The following is a 15,406-nucleotide window of genomic DNA, read 5'->3' as shown; positions in this document are numbered from 1 at the left end:
AGAAGAGGAACACCTCATGGACATCCGCCACCCGCTCATCACCGGCACCTCCACCAGCGGCAAGACGAGCCTGCGCCTGATCCTCGAGGCCGAGGCGGCGGCCCGCGCCTCGGGCGCCGTCACCTGGGAGAGCAAGCCCGCCGCACCCGCGCTGCCCGCCGCCGGCCGCGACGACCGGTACGCCGACACCACGGCCATGCTGACGGCCGCCCAGGCGCTCGTCGCCCTGCGCGGCACGGCCCAGAGCACCGGGCAGCCGGTCGTCGTCATCGACGAGGCCCCGCACGTGCTGGTCGCCGCCGGCCCGGCCGGCGATGCCGCCCGCACCGCGCTGCGGCGCATCAGCCGCACCAACCCCTGACCCGGCCTCTCCTGGGGCCGCCGGACCCGCCCGCTACCCGGGCCGGGCCCGGCGGCCCTGGAAGGCGCCGAGCCGCCCCCACAGCCCCTTCCCCACCCCGCCCTCAGCTTTTCGAAGGAGTCCCCGGTGAACACCCCCGCCAACGCCTCGCACACCGCCGCCGACCGGGCGGCGGACCCCCAGATCAACATCCTGGAGACCGGCTACACCCCGGTCATCCTCGACGGCCAGATCCTCGCCGTCCCGCTGCGCCCCACCCTGGACGGGCCCGAGTTCGTGCCCGCGATCGTCGGTGGCAAGGCCGTCGCGGTGCCGGTCCACAACCCGCTCGCCATCACGGCCGCCGCGCACCCGCAGCCGGCCCCGCAGCCCGCCGCCACGGCGCAGCCGGTGGCCGAGCAGGGCATGCCACTGGCGGTACGCCAGTACCTGCTCGTCGGCTCCGTCACGGCGCTCGCGGCCAGCGGCGCGGTGTGGGTGATCGGCGCCGCCGTCGCCGAGGTCGCCCCGCACGCCGACAAGCTCGGCGAGGTCCTCAAGTGGGCCGCGGTCCTGGTCGGCGCCGTCGTCATCGGCGTGGCCGCACTGATCGGCAAGCTGCGCTCCGTCACCTCCGGCGCCACCAGCGGCAGTGGAGCCTCCGCCACGGCCACCGGCGACGGGGCGAGTGCGACCGGCACCGTCCTGGCCCTGGTCCACCGCACCCACCAGACCAACATCGGCAAGCAGTCCGCCGGGTGGCGCGGCTCCATCACCAACAACAACGGCTGAGCCAACCGACCGAAGGAGACACCCCGTGCGACTGCGACTCGCCCGTCTGCTCCAGTTCCTCAACCGCCGCCCCGCCCCGTTGTGGGAAGACGACGACCTGCCCAGCGTCTACCTGCCCGCCGGCGCCGAACCGCCTGCCCCCGACCCGGACGGCGAACCCGACTGGTGTACCTGGCGCCAGGACCCAGCCGTCCAGAACCTCCTCGCGGCCGCCGAATCCGAGGCCGAGGCCCGCCGCCACGCGGCCGTCGAAGGCTGCTGAGCCCGGTCGGCCAGTCTCGCCCCCGGCCGCGCACCGCCCGCCCCTGCCACCCAGGCCGGGGCGGGCGGAGTGCTTCCGGGGGCGGGGCCGGCCGACCGGCCGAACCCGCAGCCGAGAGGAAACCCAGTCGTGGACGTCACCTTCGACACCCTCATCCGCCGCTACTCCGAGGACATCGCCTACCTCGCCGGCGGTGACGACGGCCCCCTGACGGTCCCCCAGGAGGGCTTCACCCCCGAGCGTTTCACCGAGCTCGTCGAGGACGCGGCCGCCTACCTCGACCGCATCACCGTCGACCCGTACTTCGACTACGCCGAGGAGCTCCACCAGGCCGCGATCTACCTCAACGACGCGCTGACCGCGGAGCCCGGACCCGTCCAGCACGCGTTCCTCGCCAAGGCGGGCAACTGCATCGACGTCGCCGAGCCCGCGGCCCAGGACCTCGCGCTCAGCTGCTGACCCGCCGCCGAAACTCCTGAACCGGACCACCGGTCCCGTCCCCAGCCGCGCCCCGCCCACCCCGCACCTGTCGGGTGGGTGGGGCGCACTGGTGGCGCCACCGGCCGCCCGGCCGCACCCACGACCCCGTCCGGAGGACCCCAGTGAGCGTCACCGCCGACCCGACCAAGCCCGGAGAAATGGCCGCAGCAGCCGTCACCGCCATCACCAAGGCCGCCCAGGCCGCCGCCGGGCGGCACACCGCCCCTGCGGGACCCCTGCCCACCGCGTCCTGGCGCAGCAACCGCATGAACGCCGGCGAGCTGCTGGAGCGCCTGGCCGAGCTGCCCGACTGCGCCCCGGTGATGGTCGACGGCGAGCCGCTGTCCGACACCACCTACGACGGCACCGTCCACCTCCACACCGCGCACACCGCCCCGCCCGTGCCCGGCGCCGGCCTGCCGGTCGCCCCGGCCTCGGTGTGGGGCAGCACCCGCACCCGGCTGCTCGACGTCGGCGAGCTGCGCGAGCGCCTCGCCCAGGCGCCGGACTTCGCGCCGGTCACCGCCGACGGCGGGGTGCTGACCGACACCGACTACGACGGCGACCTCCACCTGCACACCCCGTACACCGGCGTCCTCGACGAGGACGACGAGGACGAGGACTGACGCTCCGCCCTCCAACCGCACCCGCAACCTGCGCCACCACACCCGAGGGAAGTGCTCATGAAGCTGCGCCTGTTCGCCGGTCCGCTCGCCGACGCCGTCGCCTACGTCGCCCGCGCCCTGCCCGCCCGCACGCCGGTGCCGGTCCTGGCCGGCATCCTCCTCGCCACCGGCGACAAGGGCCTGACCCTGTCCGCGTTCGACTACGAGGTCGCCGCGACCACCAGCACCGGCGCCGAGATCGCCGACGACGGCACCGCGCTGGTCTCCGGCCGCCTCCTCAACGACATCGCCAAGACCCTGCCCAAGGGAGGTGAGGTCGACATCGAGGTGTCCGGAACCCGCCTGCTGCTCACCTGCGCAAGCGCCCGCTTCACCCTGCCCACCCTCCCGGTCGAGGAGTACCCGGCGCTGCCCGCCGCGCCGGACACCGTGCTCACCGTCCAGGCCGACGCGCTCGCCGACGCCGTCGCCCAGGTCGCCATCGCCGCGAGCACCGACGCCTCGCTGCCGGTGCTGACCGGCGTTCACCTGGCGCTGGACGGCGAGCGGCTCACCCTGGCCGGCACCGACCGCTACCGCTTCGCGGTGCGCGAGCTGACCGTGAAGCCGACCGGAACCCTGCCCGCAACCAAGCCCAAGCGCGGCAAGAAGAAGGACACCGACGTCGTCGTCGACGACGGCCGTACCGTCCTGGTCCCCGCGAAGTTCCTCCTCGAGGCCACGAAGGCGATGGCCGGCGAGCACCCGATCGGCCTCGGCTGGTCGGACGGACAGCTCACCCTCACCACCCCCGGCGACACCTTCGGCACGCGGCTCCTGGAGGGCGAGTTCCCCAAGTTCCGCAACGTCTTCCCCACCCCCGAGGACGCCGCCCTCACCCTGACCGTCGCCGTGGACGACGCGCTCGCCGCCCTCAAGCGGGTCTCCCTGGTGGCCTCCGCCAAGACCCCGATCCGCCTCACCGTCGCCACCGCCTCCGACGGCCGCACCGAACTGCTGCTGGAAGCCGGGCACGGCGACGACGCCCACGCCACCGACCGCATCCCCTGCAACGCCGACGGCGCCCTGGAGGGCGGCGCCGCCATCGCGTTCAACCCCGCGTACCTCACCGACGCGCTCAAGACCCTGGCCGCCCCCGAGGCGACCTTCCACATCACCCACCAGCACAAGCCGGCGCTGCTGACCGGCCGGGCCGGGGACCTCGCCGACAGCGACTACGAGCACCTGCTCATGCCGATCCGCCTCGACGGCTGAACCCCGCCGCACCGCACCACCAGCCATCCCGGCCCGGCCGCACGACGCGGCCGGGCCGCCCGCATCACCGACCCGACCCCCAGAGAGCGCAGGAGATCGCCGTGAACCAGCCCAACACGCCGCTCGACCAGGCCGTCACCGAGCCGGACACCGAGGACCCGGACCTGATCTGGCGCACCCCCCGCCGCACCCCGCGGTGGATGATCCGCGACATCTACGGCATGCCCAGCGTGAAGGCGACCCTCGTCCTCGCCTTCTTCGCGCTCCTGATGCTGACCATGCTGTCGCTCGCCGTCGGCCCGCACGCGCTGCGCGCCCTCCACTGGATCACCCAGCCCGAGCACTCCACCCTGCCGGCCTCCCGCCTGTGGCACACCGTCAACGACCCGATCTACCACTACCTCCAGATCCACTCCGCCGGCCTGCCCGCAGGAGCGCGGACCCTGTTCACCTTCTGGGGCCTGGCCGGCGCCGTGATCCTGATCCGGGCGCTGCGCCAGGGCGCCACCGTCGGCGTCCAGCTCGGCTCCCTCGTCTTCGGCGCGCTGACCGTCTCCATGGTCTGGTCCGGCACCGAGGGCCAGGGCAGGCCGGTGGCCGCCGGCTTGGCCGCGCTCGCGTGGGCCGTGCTCGCTGCCCTCGCCCTGACCGGCTCCTGGATCCACACCACCGTCATCAACGAGCCCCCCGCCGCGCCGCCCGCCCCCGCTCCGGTCCCGGCGCCGCCGGTGACGGTGCCGGTCACCGTCGAGGTGCCCGAACCGCGGATCGAGGCCGTCGTCGTCGACGTCCAGCAGCTCCAGGTCGACATCAACGGCCGCCGCCTCACCGGCGACGACAGTCAGCACGCCTGATCCCACCCCTGGGGGCCGCCCCGTGCAGCACCGGGCGGCCCCACCCTCCTTCGCCCGCTGACCGTCCCCCGTTCCGGGCACTGACGCTGCCCACCGGCCGCCCCGCCGACCCCGCCACCTGGCCGGGACGGCGGGGCGCTCCGGTGCGCGGCGCGGCCACCCGGCCGGGCAATCGCCGACCACCAGGAGACATCCGTGACCCTCCCCCGCCAGCAGCCCCACACCGGCGCACACACCCCGGTCCCCTACCGGACGCGGCAGCCGGCCCCGTACACCGGCCAGGCCGGTCCCGGCGAGCGGGTCATCATCGTGCAGCTGCCCGCCGACCAGCCGCTCGCCGACCAGAACGAGCCCACCGCGGCCGACGTCGCCGCCGTCCGGGCCGCCGTCCGGCGCGACGCCCGGTTCTTCGTCCTGCTCCTGGTCGGCGTGATGCTCGCCGCCGCCTCGCTGGCCGCCCTGCGCTGGGCCGCCAACGCCACCATCCCCGCCCCGGCCCCGGCCCAGACCGCCCCGGCCATCCGGTGATCCACACCCTGCTCCAACGGGCCGCCAACCGGCTGCGCCGACCCCGCATCATCTGTCCGCACTGCTGGGGCCACGACCTGGAACACCACCCGCCCGCCTTCTGGCGCTGCGCGAGCTGCCAGTACGAGTGGGGCCCGAACGCCACCTGGAACACCCGCAATGGTCGGCCCAGCCCGCCACCCGCACCCACGACCTCTACGCCTAACCGGACACCGTCCGCCCGCCACCACCACCTACAGACGGGAACGCCGCCCCGTGAACACCCACACCACCGACGACATCGAGCAGGTCTTCGCCGGACTGACCGCCCAGCGCCACTCCGGCCTGCTCGACCCGGACGACGCCTACGACGTCCTGCTGCGCGTCCTCGCCCGCGCCCGAACCACCGGCCAGACCCGCACCACCGCCGACGAACTCCACACCGCCATCCACCAGCTCGACGGCAGCCACGTCTTCGGCGGACGCGGCACCCTGCGCACCCTGCTGCGCAACGCCGCCGCCGACCGCGAGATCCGCATCACCGCCACCGGCCACATCCTGCTGCGCTCCGACGCCCCCAGCGACGGCGGCCCCGAACACACCTGGATCCGGCTGGAGACCAGGCGCGGAGCCGAGGTCGAGATCGTCGGCGCCGACCCGTGGCCGGACTACCAGCAACAGGCCCCCGGCCCGGCCTGGTGGCGCTGCACGGGCTGCCGGATGTCCAGCGGCAGGCTCGCGCAGGACCTGGACCTGATGCGCATCGAGGCCACCGGCCACGCCCGCGACTGCTCCGCCAGGCCCGCCCCCGCCGCCTCCACCGACGCCCACTGACAGCACCCAGCCGGCTCACACCACCAGGAAGGACCACGCCCGTGCGCATCGAGATCATCTCCTTCGGCCACCTCCACGGCCCCGCCCCCGCCGCCCACCTCGCCCTTGACGTCCGCGCCCACTTCCACGACCCCCACCGAGACCAGGCCGTACGGCACCTGACCGCCCGCCACCCCACCATCCAGGACAAGGTGGCCACCACCCCCGGCATCCCCCAGCTCCTGGACGCCACCGTCGCCGCCGCCCAGGCCTTCGCCGCCGGACCCGCCGCCGACACCGCACCCCTGACCATCGCCGTGGGCTGCGCCAGCGGAAAACACCGCGCCGGCTACCTCGCCGACCAGCTCGGCGAGAGCCTCACCGCCGCCGGCCACGACGTGCACGTGACCCACCGCGACATCGACAAGGCCGTCGTCGTGGAGCGCTGACCGCCGTCCCGGACGCTCACGCTGCCCACCACCGCACCCCGCCCCCCGAGCCGGCCAGGCCGCGGCGGCGGGGCACGGTGGTGCGCGGCGCGGCCGCCCGGCCGACACCACCCACAAACCTGTACCAGGGAGCCGAGAAGATGACCGAGGCATTCGAGTCCATCCGCTACACCGCCGACGTGGTCGCCATGACGCCGGACGGCCGCGTCCTGCTGATCGAGCGGGGCTGGGCCCCCTTCGAGGGCGAATGGGCGCTGCCCGGCGGCCACGTCGACCTGGGGGAGACGAGCCGCGCGGCGGCCGCTCGCGAGCTGGAGGAGGAGACGGGTGTGCGCGTGGACAGCGCCGACCTGCTCCAGCTCGGCGTCTGGGACGCCCCGGGCCGGGACCCCCGCGGCCGGTACGTCACCGTCGCCTACCTCGCCGTCGTCCCCGAAGACACCGCGATCACCGCCGGGGACGACGCCCGTGCGGCCCGCTGGTGGCAGCACGACGACCTGCCGCAGCAGCTGGCGTTCGACCACGCCGCCATCCTCGCCACGGCCCTCAAGGGGGCGTCGGCTGCCGACCCCGCCGGCACCGCGATCTGACCGGGCTCTGACGCCACCCACAACCGTGCCCGTCGCTCCCCGCCAGCCCGGCCGGGACGGCGGGCACGGTTTGCGCCAGGACCGCCCCTTCGCCGGCCGTCCACTCAGCTCTCACCAGCCGCCACCCGACCGGGAGGACCCCGTGCTCGCGGACGTCTTCGTCCTGCTCTTCGCCGCCCACCACCTGAGTGACTACCCCTTTCAGACAGATCACCAGGCCACCCGTAAAGCCGGATGGACCGAGGGCGAGGACGACCCCAACCCCGGCCGTCACCACCACGGCTGGGGCCCCAACCTCGCCCACGCCGGCACCCACGTCGCCACCAGCGCCGCCCTGCTCACCATCGGCGTCCTGGCCCTGGGCCTCGACGTGCGCCTGCCCGCGGCCGCCGCCGCCCTCGCCTGGATCGGACTGTCCCACTCGCTCATCGACCGCAGGACCGGCGTGCGGTGGTGGATGGAGCACACCGGCCAGCGCCACTACCTCGCGACCGGCGGCTCCGCCCAGGTCGACCAGGCCGCCCACATCGGCCTCGGACTGCTCCTCGCCGCCCTGCTGCTCACCGTCCTGAGCTGACCAGTGTCCCTGACCGACCCCGACGGGCTGTTCGACGCACTACGCGCCCTCGGGCTGCCGTCCGGCCACTGGGTGGTGTGCGGATCCGCCCCGCTGTACGCCCGAGGCCTGCGTGCCCGGCTGAGCGACCTGGACGTCCTCGCCCGCGGCCCCGCCTGGCGGCAGGCTCTCACTCTCGCCCCGCCCCCGCCGGCCGGATCCGGCCTCGGCCTGACCATCCGCCACCCGAGCCTGCCGATCGAAATCTTCGACACCTGGCTCACCGCCGGCCGCCCGGACGACCTGATCGACCGCGCCGACCTGATCGACGGCATCCCGCTCCTGACCCTCGACGACACCGCCCAGTTAAAGGCCACCGCCGCGCGCCCCAAGGACACCGCCGACATCGAGGCGATCCGCCAGCTGCAGAGCCGCTGGCACGGCTGACCCAACAGGCCGCACCAGCGCCGCCCCCGCTCCGCCCTTCCAGGAACCGACCACACCACCCCGGAGACAACCAGCATGACCACAGCCCAGACCCGAGTCCTCGAATCCGTCCGGCCCGCTGCTGGTAAGTCCGGCTATTCGAAGGTGCGGAGTACCGGGTCTTTAGGCAACGCGATCGAGAGCCATGCTGCTCCGTCCGGGCAAGGGTGGCGCGGCTGTCCGACCGTGATCGGCAACGGATTCGGAGCCACCTCGAGCGTGTCTCGAGGACGCAGCGGGGCAGGTTGCGATTGGGCTTCTGCAAGCTTGAGCCACCGGTCCGTCTGGAAGCATGGGCATGACCGTTGTCGTCCAGGGGGGGACAATCTCGATGAGCGCGTTAGACGATCTTGCCTCAGCCGTGGTCCAGCTGATGGCAACCGCCGCCACAGCGGCCGCCACCAGCGCGGGCAGCGCCGCCGCCTCGCTGGTCGGGGATCTGGTCCGAACCCGGCTCACGGGCGCCGGGCAGAGTGCGGCCGTGGCCACGTTCGACGCGGCCCCCCAGGAGCCCGCAGCCCAGGCTAGCCTTCACAGCGCCCTGGTGACCGTGATGGCTGCCGACCAGCCCTTCGTCGTCCAGCTCACCAGCACCATGCCCGCTGCGGAGCCGGGACCTCAGCCTGCTGCGGCTGCGCCCGCCAACGTCGCCTCCGGCGGAGGCATCACCATCCAGGGGACAGGCAACAAGGTCCGGGGCAACTTTGCAGGCCGGGACCAAATCATCAACAAGATCCGCAACGGCGACCCCTGGGCACTGGTGGTCCTTGCCCTGGTCATCGTCGTCCTGGCGCTCGCCGGCTACGGCGGTGTGCAGCTCATCGGCGGCGGGGACTCCCCGCCGACAAACGAAAAGTCCGTCACCAGCCTGCCCTTCGGCACCACCGACGGGCAGGAGGGCCGGACCAACGCACAATCGGCGGCGCCGACCGCCGCTTCGAAGGCCTCCGAGTTGTGGTCGATCCCCAGGAACCCGTGGGCGTTCGCCTCCCCCGTGGTCAGCGATGGCAAGGTCTACTACCTCAGCTACAGCTCCTCCACGGGGATCGACCTGCTGGTGGTCGACGCCTCCAGCGGAACCGTAAGGTCCACGCTGCACCTGGATGACAATGAGTTCGGGGTGCCCGGCGCTCTGGCCGTGTCGGGCAGGAACTTCTACCTCGTTGACCACAACGGTGTCCTGCATGCTGGCAACGACGCGGGGATGCTCTGGAAGTACCACACCGGCGCCTCCAACCAGGCGCCGATGAAGGCGCCGACGGTTGCCGACGGCATGGTGTTCGTTGGCGGCTGGAATGATGTCCTTCACGCTGTGGACGCCGCCACGGGCACAAAGCGCTGGTCGTTCACCGCCAAGGACCGCATCGTCTCGTCCCCGGCTGTCAGCAAGGGCGTTGTGTACGCCGGCAGCCGCGACGGCCACCTCTACGCGCTGGACGAGGCGACCGGAAACCCGCTGTGGGCCTTCCCGAGCGGTGAGGCATTCCACGACTCTTCCCCCGTCGTGGCAGACGGGACGGTCTTCATCGGCGGGACGAAGGGCACGTTCTTTGCGGTGAACACCGCCGACGGCTCGGAGCGCTGGAAGTTCCGGACCGAGGGCACCGACGATCAGATCTCCTCCGACCCCGTGGTCTCCGGCGGCCTGGTCTACTTTGGCTGCAGCAACAAGATCTTCTACGCCCTCGACGCGGCCACCGGGACGAAGCGCTGGTCGGTGTCCACCGGCGATTTCATCTTCTCCTCACCCGCCCTGGCCGACGGGGTCGTCTACTTCGGAGGTTGGGACGGCAAGCTGCGCGCCGTCGACGCGGCGACCGGTACGGAACGCTGGACATACACCAGCGAGGGCCAGGTAATGGAGAACCCCGCCATCGGCAAGGACACCGTCTTCATCGCCACCAGAAAGAACCGAGGGGCGGACGGCACCGTGTCGGACAGCGGCCATCTGTACGCCCTGCGCCGCTAACGGTGGTGAGCGACCCGAGAGCCGGGCCATCAGCCCAGGTTCTCCAACTACCTTTTCTGCCACCGGACGTCTACCTATGCTTGACGCTGCTCGGCCGGTCCACTCATCGGGGGGTTCCGCAAGATGAAGCGTCGTTTGACCGCTGCACAGCCTGGGCTGATGGCCTTGATGACGTTTGCCTTTGCCCTTGTGGGTTGCTCCCAAGCAGTTGTACCTGCCCCGACCACTACAACATCGGCGTCCCCGCCGCCGCAGAAGACTGCGTCCGCATCGTCAAACGCGACAGGGGAAGCCGAGTTACCGCTCAGGTATGCGGACGCAAAGGTCACTCTCAAGACTGACAGTTTTGTATCGCCGGATGCTTGCGAGTTGGATACCCCGGGGCTGTATGGGGACCAGCCTGTACCGAGCGGCAAGCTGGTGAATGTTGGGCGTTCAACCCTTACCCCCGGGGACCTTCCTCCCGAGGTGAGTACCCAAATGCGCCTCGGAGACAGCCTGTATGCCATCAAATGCGGCACTTGGCCGGATACGCCGGGACAAATGACAGTGCTGGCATACGTTAACCCTGGACTCTTTCAGACCGCTGAGCCGATCAATGATGCCCGAGGCTGCCAACGGGTCGTGAACGGCGCGGGATCCCACGTCAAGGGGATCGCCGGCGAGGTCGGAGCCCGCTACTGCATGGCAGACAACAGCACAGGCGCTCTCTGGGCTCTCACTGTTCTGGAGAAGACGTCAGAGCCGGCCTCGATCACCGTTTCGGTCACCCACTGGGGCCGTCCCGGGTACTAGGCACGTATTTGACACTGACCGGGGCAGCCAGGGCTGGCTCGGCGCCGTGTATGGCCGGGCCCGCCCTGGCTGAGGCCGGCTGACGTCATCAAGCCCGCTGTGGGTATCCGTAAAGACCGCAGTCCGCCGGGCAGTTGAGGCACTTAGCAGGAGACCGGCCGAGCATGTTTGACGTGGTGGCGCACGAACGGCGAGAGCCGGCGACCCGTGCCTGCACGCTCCGGGGCCCCGGCAACCGCGACCGTCTGTCAGCGCTTGGCCCGACGAGAGACCTCTGCCGCATAGCCGGGGCGGGTGTTGCCGGCTTCTTCGGACCAGCCTGTGGCGGTGCGGATGCTTATGCCGAGGAGGTCGCTGAGGACGGAGGCTGGTAGTTCAGCGGCCAGGTCCAGCAGGGCGGTGGATCGCCCGGCGCGGGTCTTGATGCCCAGTTGGTAGAGCCTGGCTGCTTGGCGTTGGGCGCTGATGGGGCGGCCGGCGCGCACGCCGGGGAAGAGCCAGCTGTGCTCGTCGGTGTGTCCGAGGGCCCCGTAGCCGCGGCGGGTGCGGACGAGCTGGCGGATCAGGTCGGCCAGCGGTGCGGGGATCTCCAGCGGCTTGGCGCCCAGGTGTAGGTGGAGGGCGTCGCCGATGTCGAGGACGTGGTTGGTCGTCAGGTGGGTGATCCGGCTGACGGGCTGGCCGTAGAGCAGGACGAGGCAGCCGGCGACGCGGTCGCCGGTCGCTAGTGAGGTGTCGTGCAGCAGGCGTTTGCTGATGCTCCACCGCAATTCGGCGTCGGGGAACGTGTCCGGGCCGCGGGTTCCCTTGCGTTCGGGGACGGATAGGGGACGGGAGTGGCCGCGGTTGGCGGACCAAATGAGGAAGTTGCGGACCAGGATCCGGCCCCCGGTTTTCGAGGTGAGCCACAGGTCGATGTCGGCCTGAGTGCAGGCTGACAGGGTTGTGCCGTGCTCGCGCAGCCAGGCGAGCAGGCGGATGGCGGCCTGGATGTCCCCCTTGGCGGTCTGGTACTGGCCGTGGGTCAGCGGCCAGCGCCGAGCACGGCGCCGGAGCTTGTTGAGGTGGAACCACGTCGCGAAGCTCTTGATGACGACCCGGTCGTCATGGTCGCCGATCGCGGCGACGGCCCCGGGCAGCCACCGCTCGAAGGCGGCCAGGTGCTCGTCGCGCCCCGGCAGGACGCCGTGGGCGGTGAGCGCGGCACGTAGATGGTTGATGGCTTTCGGCGGCTGCATCGCGTCGAGCGTGGCGTGGGTGAGGGGCTCGGTGAGGTCGCGCAGCCGCACCACCAGCTCCCGGCTGCCGGGGCGCTTGAGCCACAGCAGGAGCGAGGACGGCGGCCCTGCGGTGAGCGCGGCGGCGATCGGCTCGTGGCGCGGGTGCACCTGGTCGGCCGGGCCGGCGAGCAGGGCGCGCAGCTGGCGCCTGGCGGCGCAGGCCGGACAGAGTCCGTGGTGGTGGAGGCGTTCAAGGCTGCCGCATCCGGTGCAGTGTCGGAAGGAGATCGGGTCCTTGGCGTAGCAGACCTTGCACAGGTTCTCGCCGTCGGCCGAGCGGGCGTAGGCGTACCGGAGGGTGCCGCAGGCCGAGCACACCTCGTGGCGACGGCTGCACGGTGCGCAGAGTGGGTCACCCTCTGACCCGCGTGCGTTGATGACGCGGTGGATGCCACAGTTCGAGCATGGTGCGCGGTTGCTTCGCCTGGTACAGGTCGCGCAGCGTGGAGCGTTGGTGTCGGCGTAGTGGCACGGCTTGCGGACCTGGCAGACGGAACAGATGGCCGTAGGGGGCCGCTGGCACCTGCCGCACACGGCCCGGCCGGCCGCGTCGCGGTGGGTCAGAGCGACACGGCCGCACTGGGTGCAGGGTTCGTGGTTGACCGGGTCGCGGCGCATGCACGGGGCGCACAGGGGCTCGCCGTCGGCGGTGCGGGTCGTCACCGGCGAAGGGATCTTGCACGAGGAGCAGGGCTGGAGCCGGGCTTGGTCGTAGCAGCGGCGGCAGCACCGCGCGTTATCGCGGGCGTAGTTCAGCGGGGCCACGCGCTGACAGATGGGGCAGGCCGGCACGGTGATGTTGGTGGCGCCTCGGGCGACCAGAGCCGCGATCAGGGCGATCACGCGGGGAGAACCGTGAGCGCCCTGCCCGGTCAGCAGGTCCGGGCGGTTGGTCAGGTCCCGTGCCATGGCCTGCTGCTGTGCGGGAAGCGGCAGCACTTCGGTGACGACGGCGGCAAGCTCGTCGTCGCTCAGGCCGGTGCACGCCCGGCCCAGGAGCCGACGGACCTCGGCGTGCCCGTCCACCGGCTCCTGGCGGTGCCGCCCGCACAGCGGCCGGCCCTCCCGGTCGCGGCCCGCAACCTGCCGCCTCTGGCCGCAGACCGCGCACGGCTGCGGGCCGCTGCCGGTCGCCTTGTTGCCGCACGTCGAGCAGATGCGCCGGGTCCCGTCGACGCGGTTGAGGACGCCCTGCTTGCCGCAGCCCGCGCAGCGGGGCAGCACCAGGCGGTTCTGGCCGTGCAGCAGCAGTTCGCGCACCAGCAGCTCGATCAGCCGCGGCCCCTCTGGGCGGCCCGAGGTCAGCAGGGCTGGGTCAGCGGCGAGGGCCTGGGCGAGCCGACGTTGCTTCGCGCGGGTGTCGGCGACCCGGTCGACGGCCAGGGCAATGGCCGGCTCGGGTATGCCGGGGTCCGCGGCCGCGACCGCCTCGGCGATTACAGAGCGCGGCTCGGTCAAGAAGCGCGGAGCCGGTTCGGTACCAGTCACTGCGGACCGGGCAGGACACGGGCCCGCTTGGGCCTGAACGAGCCCACGCCCGGCTCCGGCCGTTCCCCGCCCGGCACGGGCGCCGCGTCGGAGGCCGTCCGGCGGCCGCGGGATGCGGCGCGGACCGGCTCGATGAGGTCGTCCATGCGGCAGCCCAGGATGTCCAGCAGGGCCATGAGCGTCTTCATGCTCAGCCGCTCGGGCTTCTCCACCACCAGCCGGTAGGTCTGGCTCGGCGACAGGTCCACCCCCCGCTCGGCCAGCAGCGGCCGCAGATCGGTCGTGGAGAACATGCCGCGGGCGGCCATGAGCTCCCTCAGGTGCCAACGGTAGTCGAGCTTCGCGGTCATGCCATCTGCCCTTCGGTGGTGAAGGCGCGATCCAGCGCCTTGCGCATCATCGTGTTCATGAAGTCCGTGCTGACCCCGGTGTAGATCGCGGTGGTGGAAGCGAACCGGTGCCCGACCTGCTCCTGAATTATCTTGGGTTCGCTTGTTCGGCGGGCTGTTGAACTGGGTGTTTGCGTCGCGGTGGTTGTCCGTGACGTAGCGGATGCGGGCACTGGGAGCCCTTTCAGCACGGGCCGATCGTTATTGACCTGGGATGTCCGCGTACTCGTTGAGGTGCTCAGCCAAGTACGGATGAACGTGCTCAGCTCGGACCTGTCGGCCGACCGTATTGCCGGGCCTGATGCGAGGGCGGGCGCCGTTCTGTCGGTCCATGGCGGCAGGATGCTTCCAGCACCAATGGGACACGGCAGATGGGGGCGGTCATGCCAGCAACGGCGCTGGACAAGTTGAGAGATCGGCTTGGCAAGCCGGAGTGGTGGGGCCAGGCGCGGCCGGAGTTGTGGCAAGCGTCGGAGGCCTACCTGGGCCTGGCCCTGCCGACCGATTACAAGGCGTTTCTGGACCTCTTCGGGCCCGGCGCGGTAGACGGATACGTGTGGTTGGACCGGCCGATGGACGGCAGCCACAAGGAGGCGGAGCGGCTCTGGCACCAGGGGTGGCAGGGAATGAATGACCCCGAACTGTACCCATGGCCGTTCCATCCCGAGGAGGGCGGTCTGATCAACTGGGGGCACGACGAGCAGGGCAACACGTACTACTTCCTCGCCGTGGAACCGGACCCGGACGACTGGCGCATCATCGTCTGGAGCGAGATCGGAGAGTGGTTCGAGACCGCCGGCACCTTCACCGAGTTCCTGCTGCGGTGCTTCGAGCGGGTGGACCGCCCGCCGTTCATCGACCGCGGCTGGCCCAAGAAGGACGCCCGGTATCACCGGAGTACGGCGGGCAACCAGCCCAGCGGAGCAGAGGCGCGCTGACGAGCGGCGCCAGCGCGCGCCAGAGAGCCAACCAGCGGCGCCTGCGCCGTCCCCAGGCAGGCCCCCAGAACCAAGCACGTTCACTGGGTCTGTCGCAGATCGTGTGATCGGGCCCGCGCTGGTGGTTGCTTCTGTCCGCCGGCATCGGTCAGCTACGGTCCTCTCATGCCGCTTACTTCCGATGACGAGATCCGCAGCCGTGAAGAACTGGTCGCGTTCATTCGCGACCTGCACCAGGACTACCTCCGCCGAGGGCAGGACTGGGAGAACTCCACCCTCGACCGCTTCCTCGAAGCCCTGGCTGCCTGGACCGAGTCTTCCGACGGCTGGTACCGGAACTTCGGCAAGGACCTTCCGGCCAATGGGGACTGGACCTTCATCGCGCGGGCCCTCAGCGCGGCCACCGTCTACGAGTAGCGGAGTGAGCGGCCGCACCCACCACCGGTGAGTCGGCCCGGGGCGCGGTGCCGGGATTGCTCCCGGTCCGTTTCCCCGGACCGCTCTCCGAACCCGGCGTGCGACTCTCACCGCACCGGGC

At 71.7% G+C, this 15,406-nt stretch carries 19 protein-coding genes; 16 read left to right on the top strand and 3 right to left on the bottom strand.

What is annotated here, in order from left to right; all coding sequences use genetic code 11:
- Positions 1-16: 16 nt before the first annotated feature.
- The 14 genes from ACZ3YL_RS38160 to ACZ3YL_RS38095 all read left to right on the top strand — a co-directional run bounded on the left by ACZ3YL_RS38160 (position 17) and on the right by ACZ3YL_RS38095 (position 9,978).
- Entirely contained in the window at positions 17-361 is a 345-nt protein-coding gene (locus ACZ3YL_RS38160) for a hypothetical protein (protein ID WP_465662102.1), read from the top strand.
- A gap of 126 nt (positions 362-487) precedes the next feature.
- Positions 488-1,132: a hypothetical protein gene (locus ACZ3YL_RS38155; protein WP_465662100.1), complete on the top strand. Its 645-nt coding sequence runs from the start codon at positions 488-490 to the stop codon at positions 1,130-1,132.
- 25 nt (positions 1,133-1,157) lie between these two features.
- Complete coding sequence (locus tag ACZ3YL_RS38150; protein WP_465662098.1) at positions 1,158-1,394, top strand: hypothetical protein; 237 nt, start codon at positions 1,158-1,160, stop codon at positions 1,392-1,394.
- A 129-nt stretch (positions 1,395-1,523) separates the two neighbouring features.
- Positions 1,524-1,853 (top strand): hypothetical protein, encoded by a 330-nt coding sequence (locus ACZ3YL_RS38145; RefSeq protein ID WP_465662096.1) that lies wholly within the window; start codon positions 1,524-1,526, stop codon positions 1,851-1,853.
- Between the two features lie 143 nt (positions 1,854-1,996).
- Positions 1,997-2,500, top strand: coding sequence for a hypothetical protein (locus tag ACZ3YL_RS38140; protein ID WP_465662094.1), 504 nt, complete (start codon positions 1,997-1,999; stop codon positions 2,498-2,500).
- A gap of 57 nt (positions 2,501-2,557) precedes the next feature.
- Positions 2,558-3,754, top strand: coding sequence for a DNA polymerase III subunit beta (dnaN, locus tag ACZ3YL_RS38135; RefSeq protein ID WP_465662092.1), 1,197 nt, complete (start codon positions 2,558-2,560; stop codon positions 3,752-3,754).
- A gap of 101 nt (positions 3,755-3,855) precedes the next feature.
- On the top strand, positions 3,856-4,608 hold the full coding sequence (locus tag ACZ3YL_RS38130; RefSeq protein WP_465662090.1) for a hypothetical protein: 753 nt from the start codon (positions 3,856-3,858) through the stop codon (positions 4,606-4,608).
- A gap of 195 nt (positions 4,609-4,803) precedes the next feature.
- Positions 4,804-5,136 carry a hypothetical protein gene (locus ACZ3YL_RS38125; RefSeq protein ID WP_465662089.1) on the top strand — a complete coding sequence of 111 codons (333 nt, stop codon included), beginning with the start codon at positions 4,804-4,806 and terminating at the stop codon, positions 5,134-5,136.
- Positions 5,137-5,391: 255 nt separating this feature from the next.
- A complete protein-coding gene (locus ACZ3YL_RS38120) occupies positions 5,392-5,949 on the top strand; it encodes a hypothetical protein (RefSeq protein ID WP_465662087.1) in 558 nt (185 codons plus the stop codon).
- Positions 5,950-5,990: 41 nt separating this feature from the next.
- Positions 5,991-6,377, top strand: coding sequence for a RapZ C-terminal domain-containing protein (locus ACZ3YL_RS38115; RefSeq protein ID WP_465662085.1), 387 nt, complete (start codon positions 5,991-5,993; stop codon positions 6,375-6,377).
- A gap of 140 nt (positions 6,378-6,517) precedes the next feature.
- Complete coding sequence (locus tag ACZ3YL_RS38110) at positions 6,518-6,967, top strand: NUDIX domain-containing protein (RefSeq protein WP_465662083.1); 450 nt, start codon at positions 6,518-6,520, stop codon at positions 6,965-6,967.
- A 142-nt stretch (positions 6,968-7,109) separates the two neighbouring features.
- Positions 7,110-7,544, top strand: coding sequence for a DUF3307 domain-containing protein (locus ACZ3YL_RS38105; RefSeq protein WP_465662081.1), 435 nt, complete (start codon positions 7,110-7,112; stop codon positions 7,542-7,544).
- Between the two features lie 3 nt (positions 7,545-7,547).
- Positions 7,548-7,970 (top strand): hypothetical protein, encoded by a 423-nt coding sequence (locus tag ACZ3YL_RS38100; protein WP_465662079.1) that lies wholly within the window; start codon positions 7,548-7,550, stop codon positions 7,968-7,970.
- A 337-nt stretch (positions 7,971-8,307) separates the two neighbouring features.
- Positions 8,308-9,978, top strand: a complete 1,671-nt coding sequence (locus tag ACZ3YL_RS38095) for an outer membrane protein assembly factor BamB family protein (protein ID WP_465662077.1) — start codon at positions 8,308-8,310, stop codon at positions 9,976-9,978.
- A 1,043-nt stretch (positions 9,979-11,021) separates the two neighbouring features.
- Here ACZ3YL_RS38095 and ACZ3YL_RS38090 read toward each other — a convergent pair.
- From ACZ3YL_RS38090 to ACZ3YL_RS38080, 3 genes are read right to left on the bottom strand one after another with little or no spacing between them, the layout of a single operon-like run.
- Positions 11,022-13,511 carry a hypothetical protein gene (locus tag ACZ3YL_RS38090; protein ID WP_465662075.1) on the bottom strand — a complete coding sequence of 830 codons (2,490 nt, stop codon included), beginning with the start codon at positions 13,509-13,511 and terminating at the stop codon, positions 11,022-11,024.
- Between the two features lie 26 nt (positions 13,512-13,537).
- On the bottom strand, positions 13,538-13,891 hold the full coding sequence (locus ACZ3YL_RS38085) for a helix-turn-helix domain-containing protein (protein WP_360267262.1): 354 nt from the start codon (positions 13,889-13,891) through the stop codon (positions 13,538-13,540).
- A complete protein-coding gene (locus ACZ3YL_RS38080) occupies positions 13,888-14,121 on the bottom strand; it encodes a hypothetical protein (protein WP_465662073.1) in 234 nt (77 codons plus the stop codon). The genes ACZ3YL_RS38085 and ACZ3YL_RS38080 overlap by 4 nt, the downstream gene beginning before the upstream one ends.
- A gap of 192 nt (positions 14,122-14,313) precedes the next feature.
- Here ACZ3YL_RS38080 and ACZ3YL_RS38075 point away from each other — a divergent pair, with 192 nt between their 5' ends.
- Positions 14,314-14,868 carry an SMI1/KNR4 family protein gene (locus ACZ3YL_RS38075; RefSeq protein WP_465662071.1) on the top strand — a complete coding sequence of 185 codons (555 nt, stop codon included), beginning with the start codon at positions 14,314-14,316 and terminating at the stop codon, positions 14,866-14,868.
- Positions 14,869-15,033: 165 nt separating this feature from the next.
- Entirely contained in the window at positions 15,034-15,285 is a 252-nt protein-coding gene (locus ACZ3YL_RS38070) for a DUF7660 family protein (RefSeq protein ID WP_351855062.1), read from the top strand.
- The last annotated feature ends 121 nt before the right edge of the window (positions 15,286-15,406 follow it).

The sequence above is a fragment of the Kitasatospora sp. NPDC023176 genome, from assembly GCF_055560495.1.
Note: the sequence above shows the minus strand (reverse complement) of the source record. Positions and strands in the feature narration are given on the sequence as shown.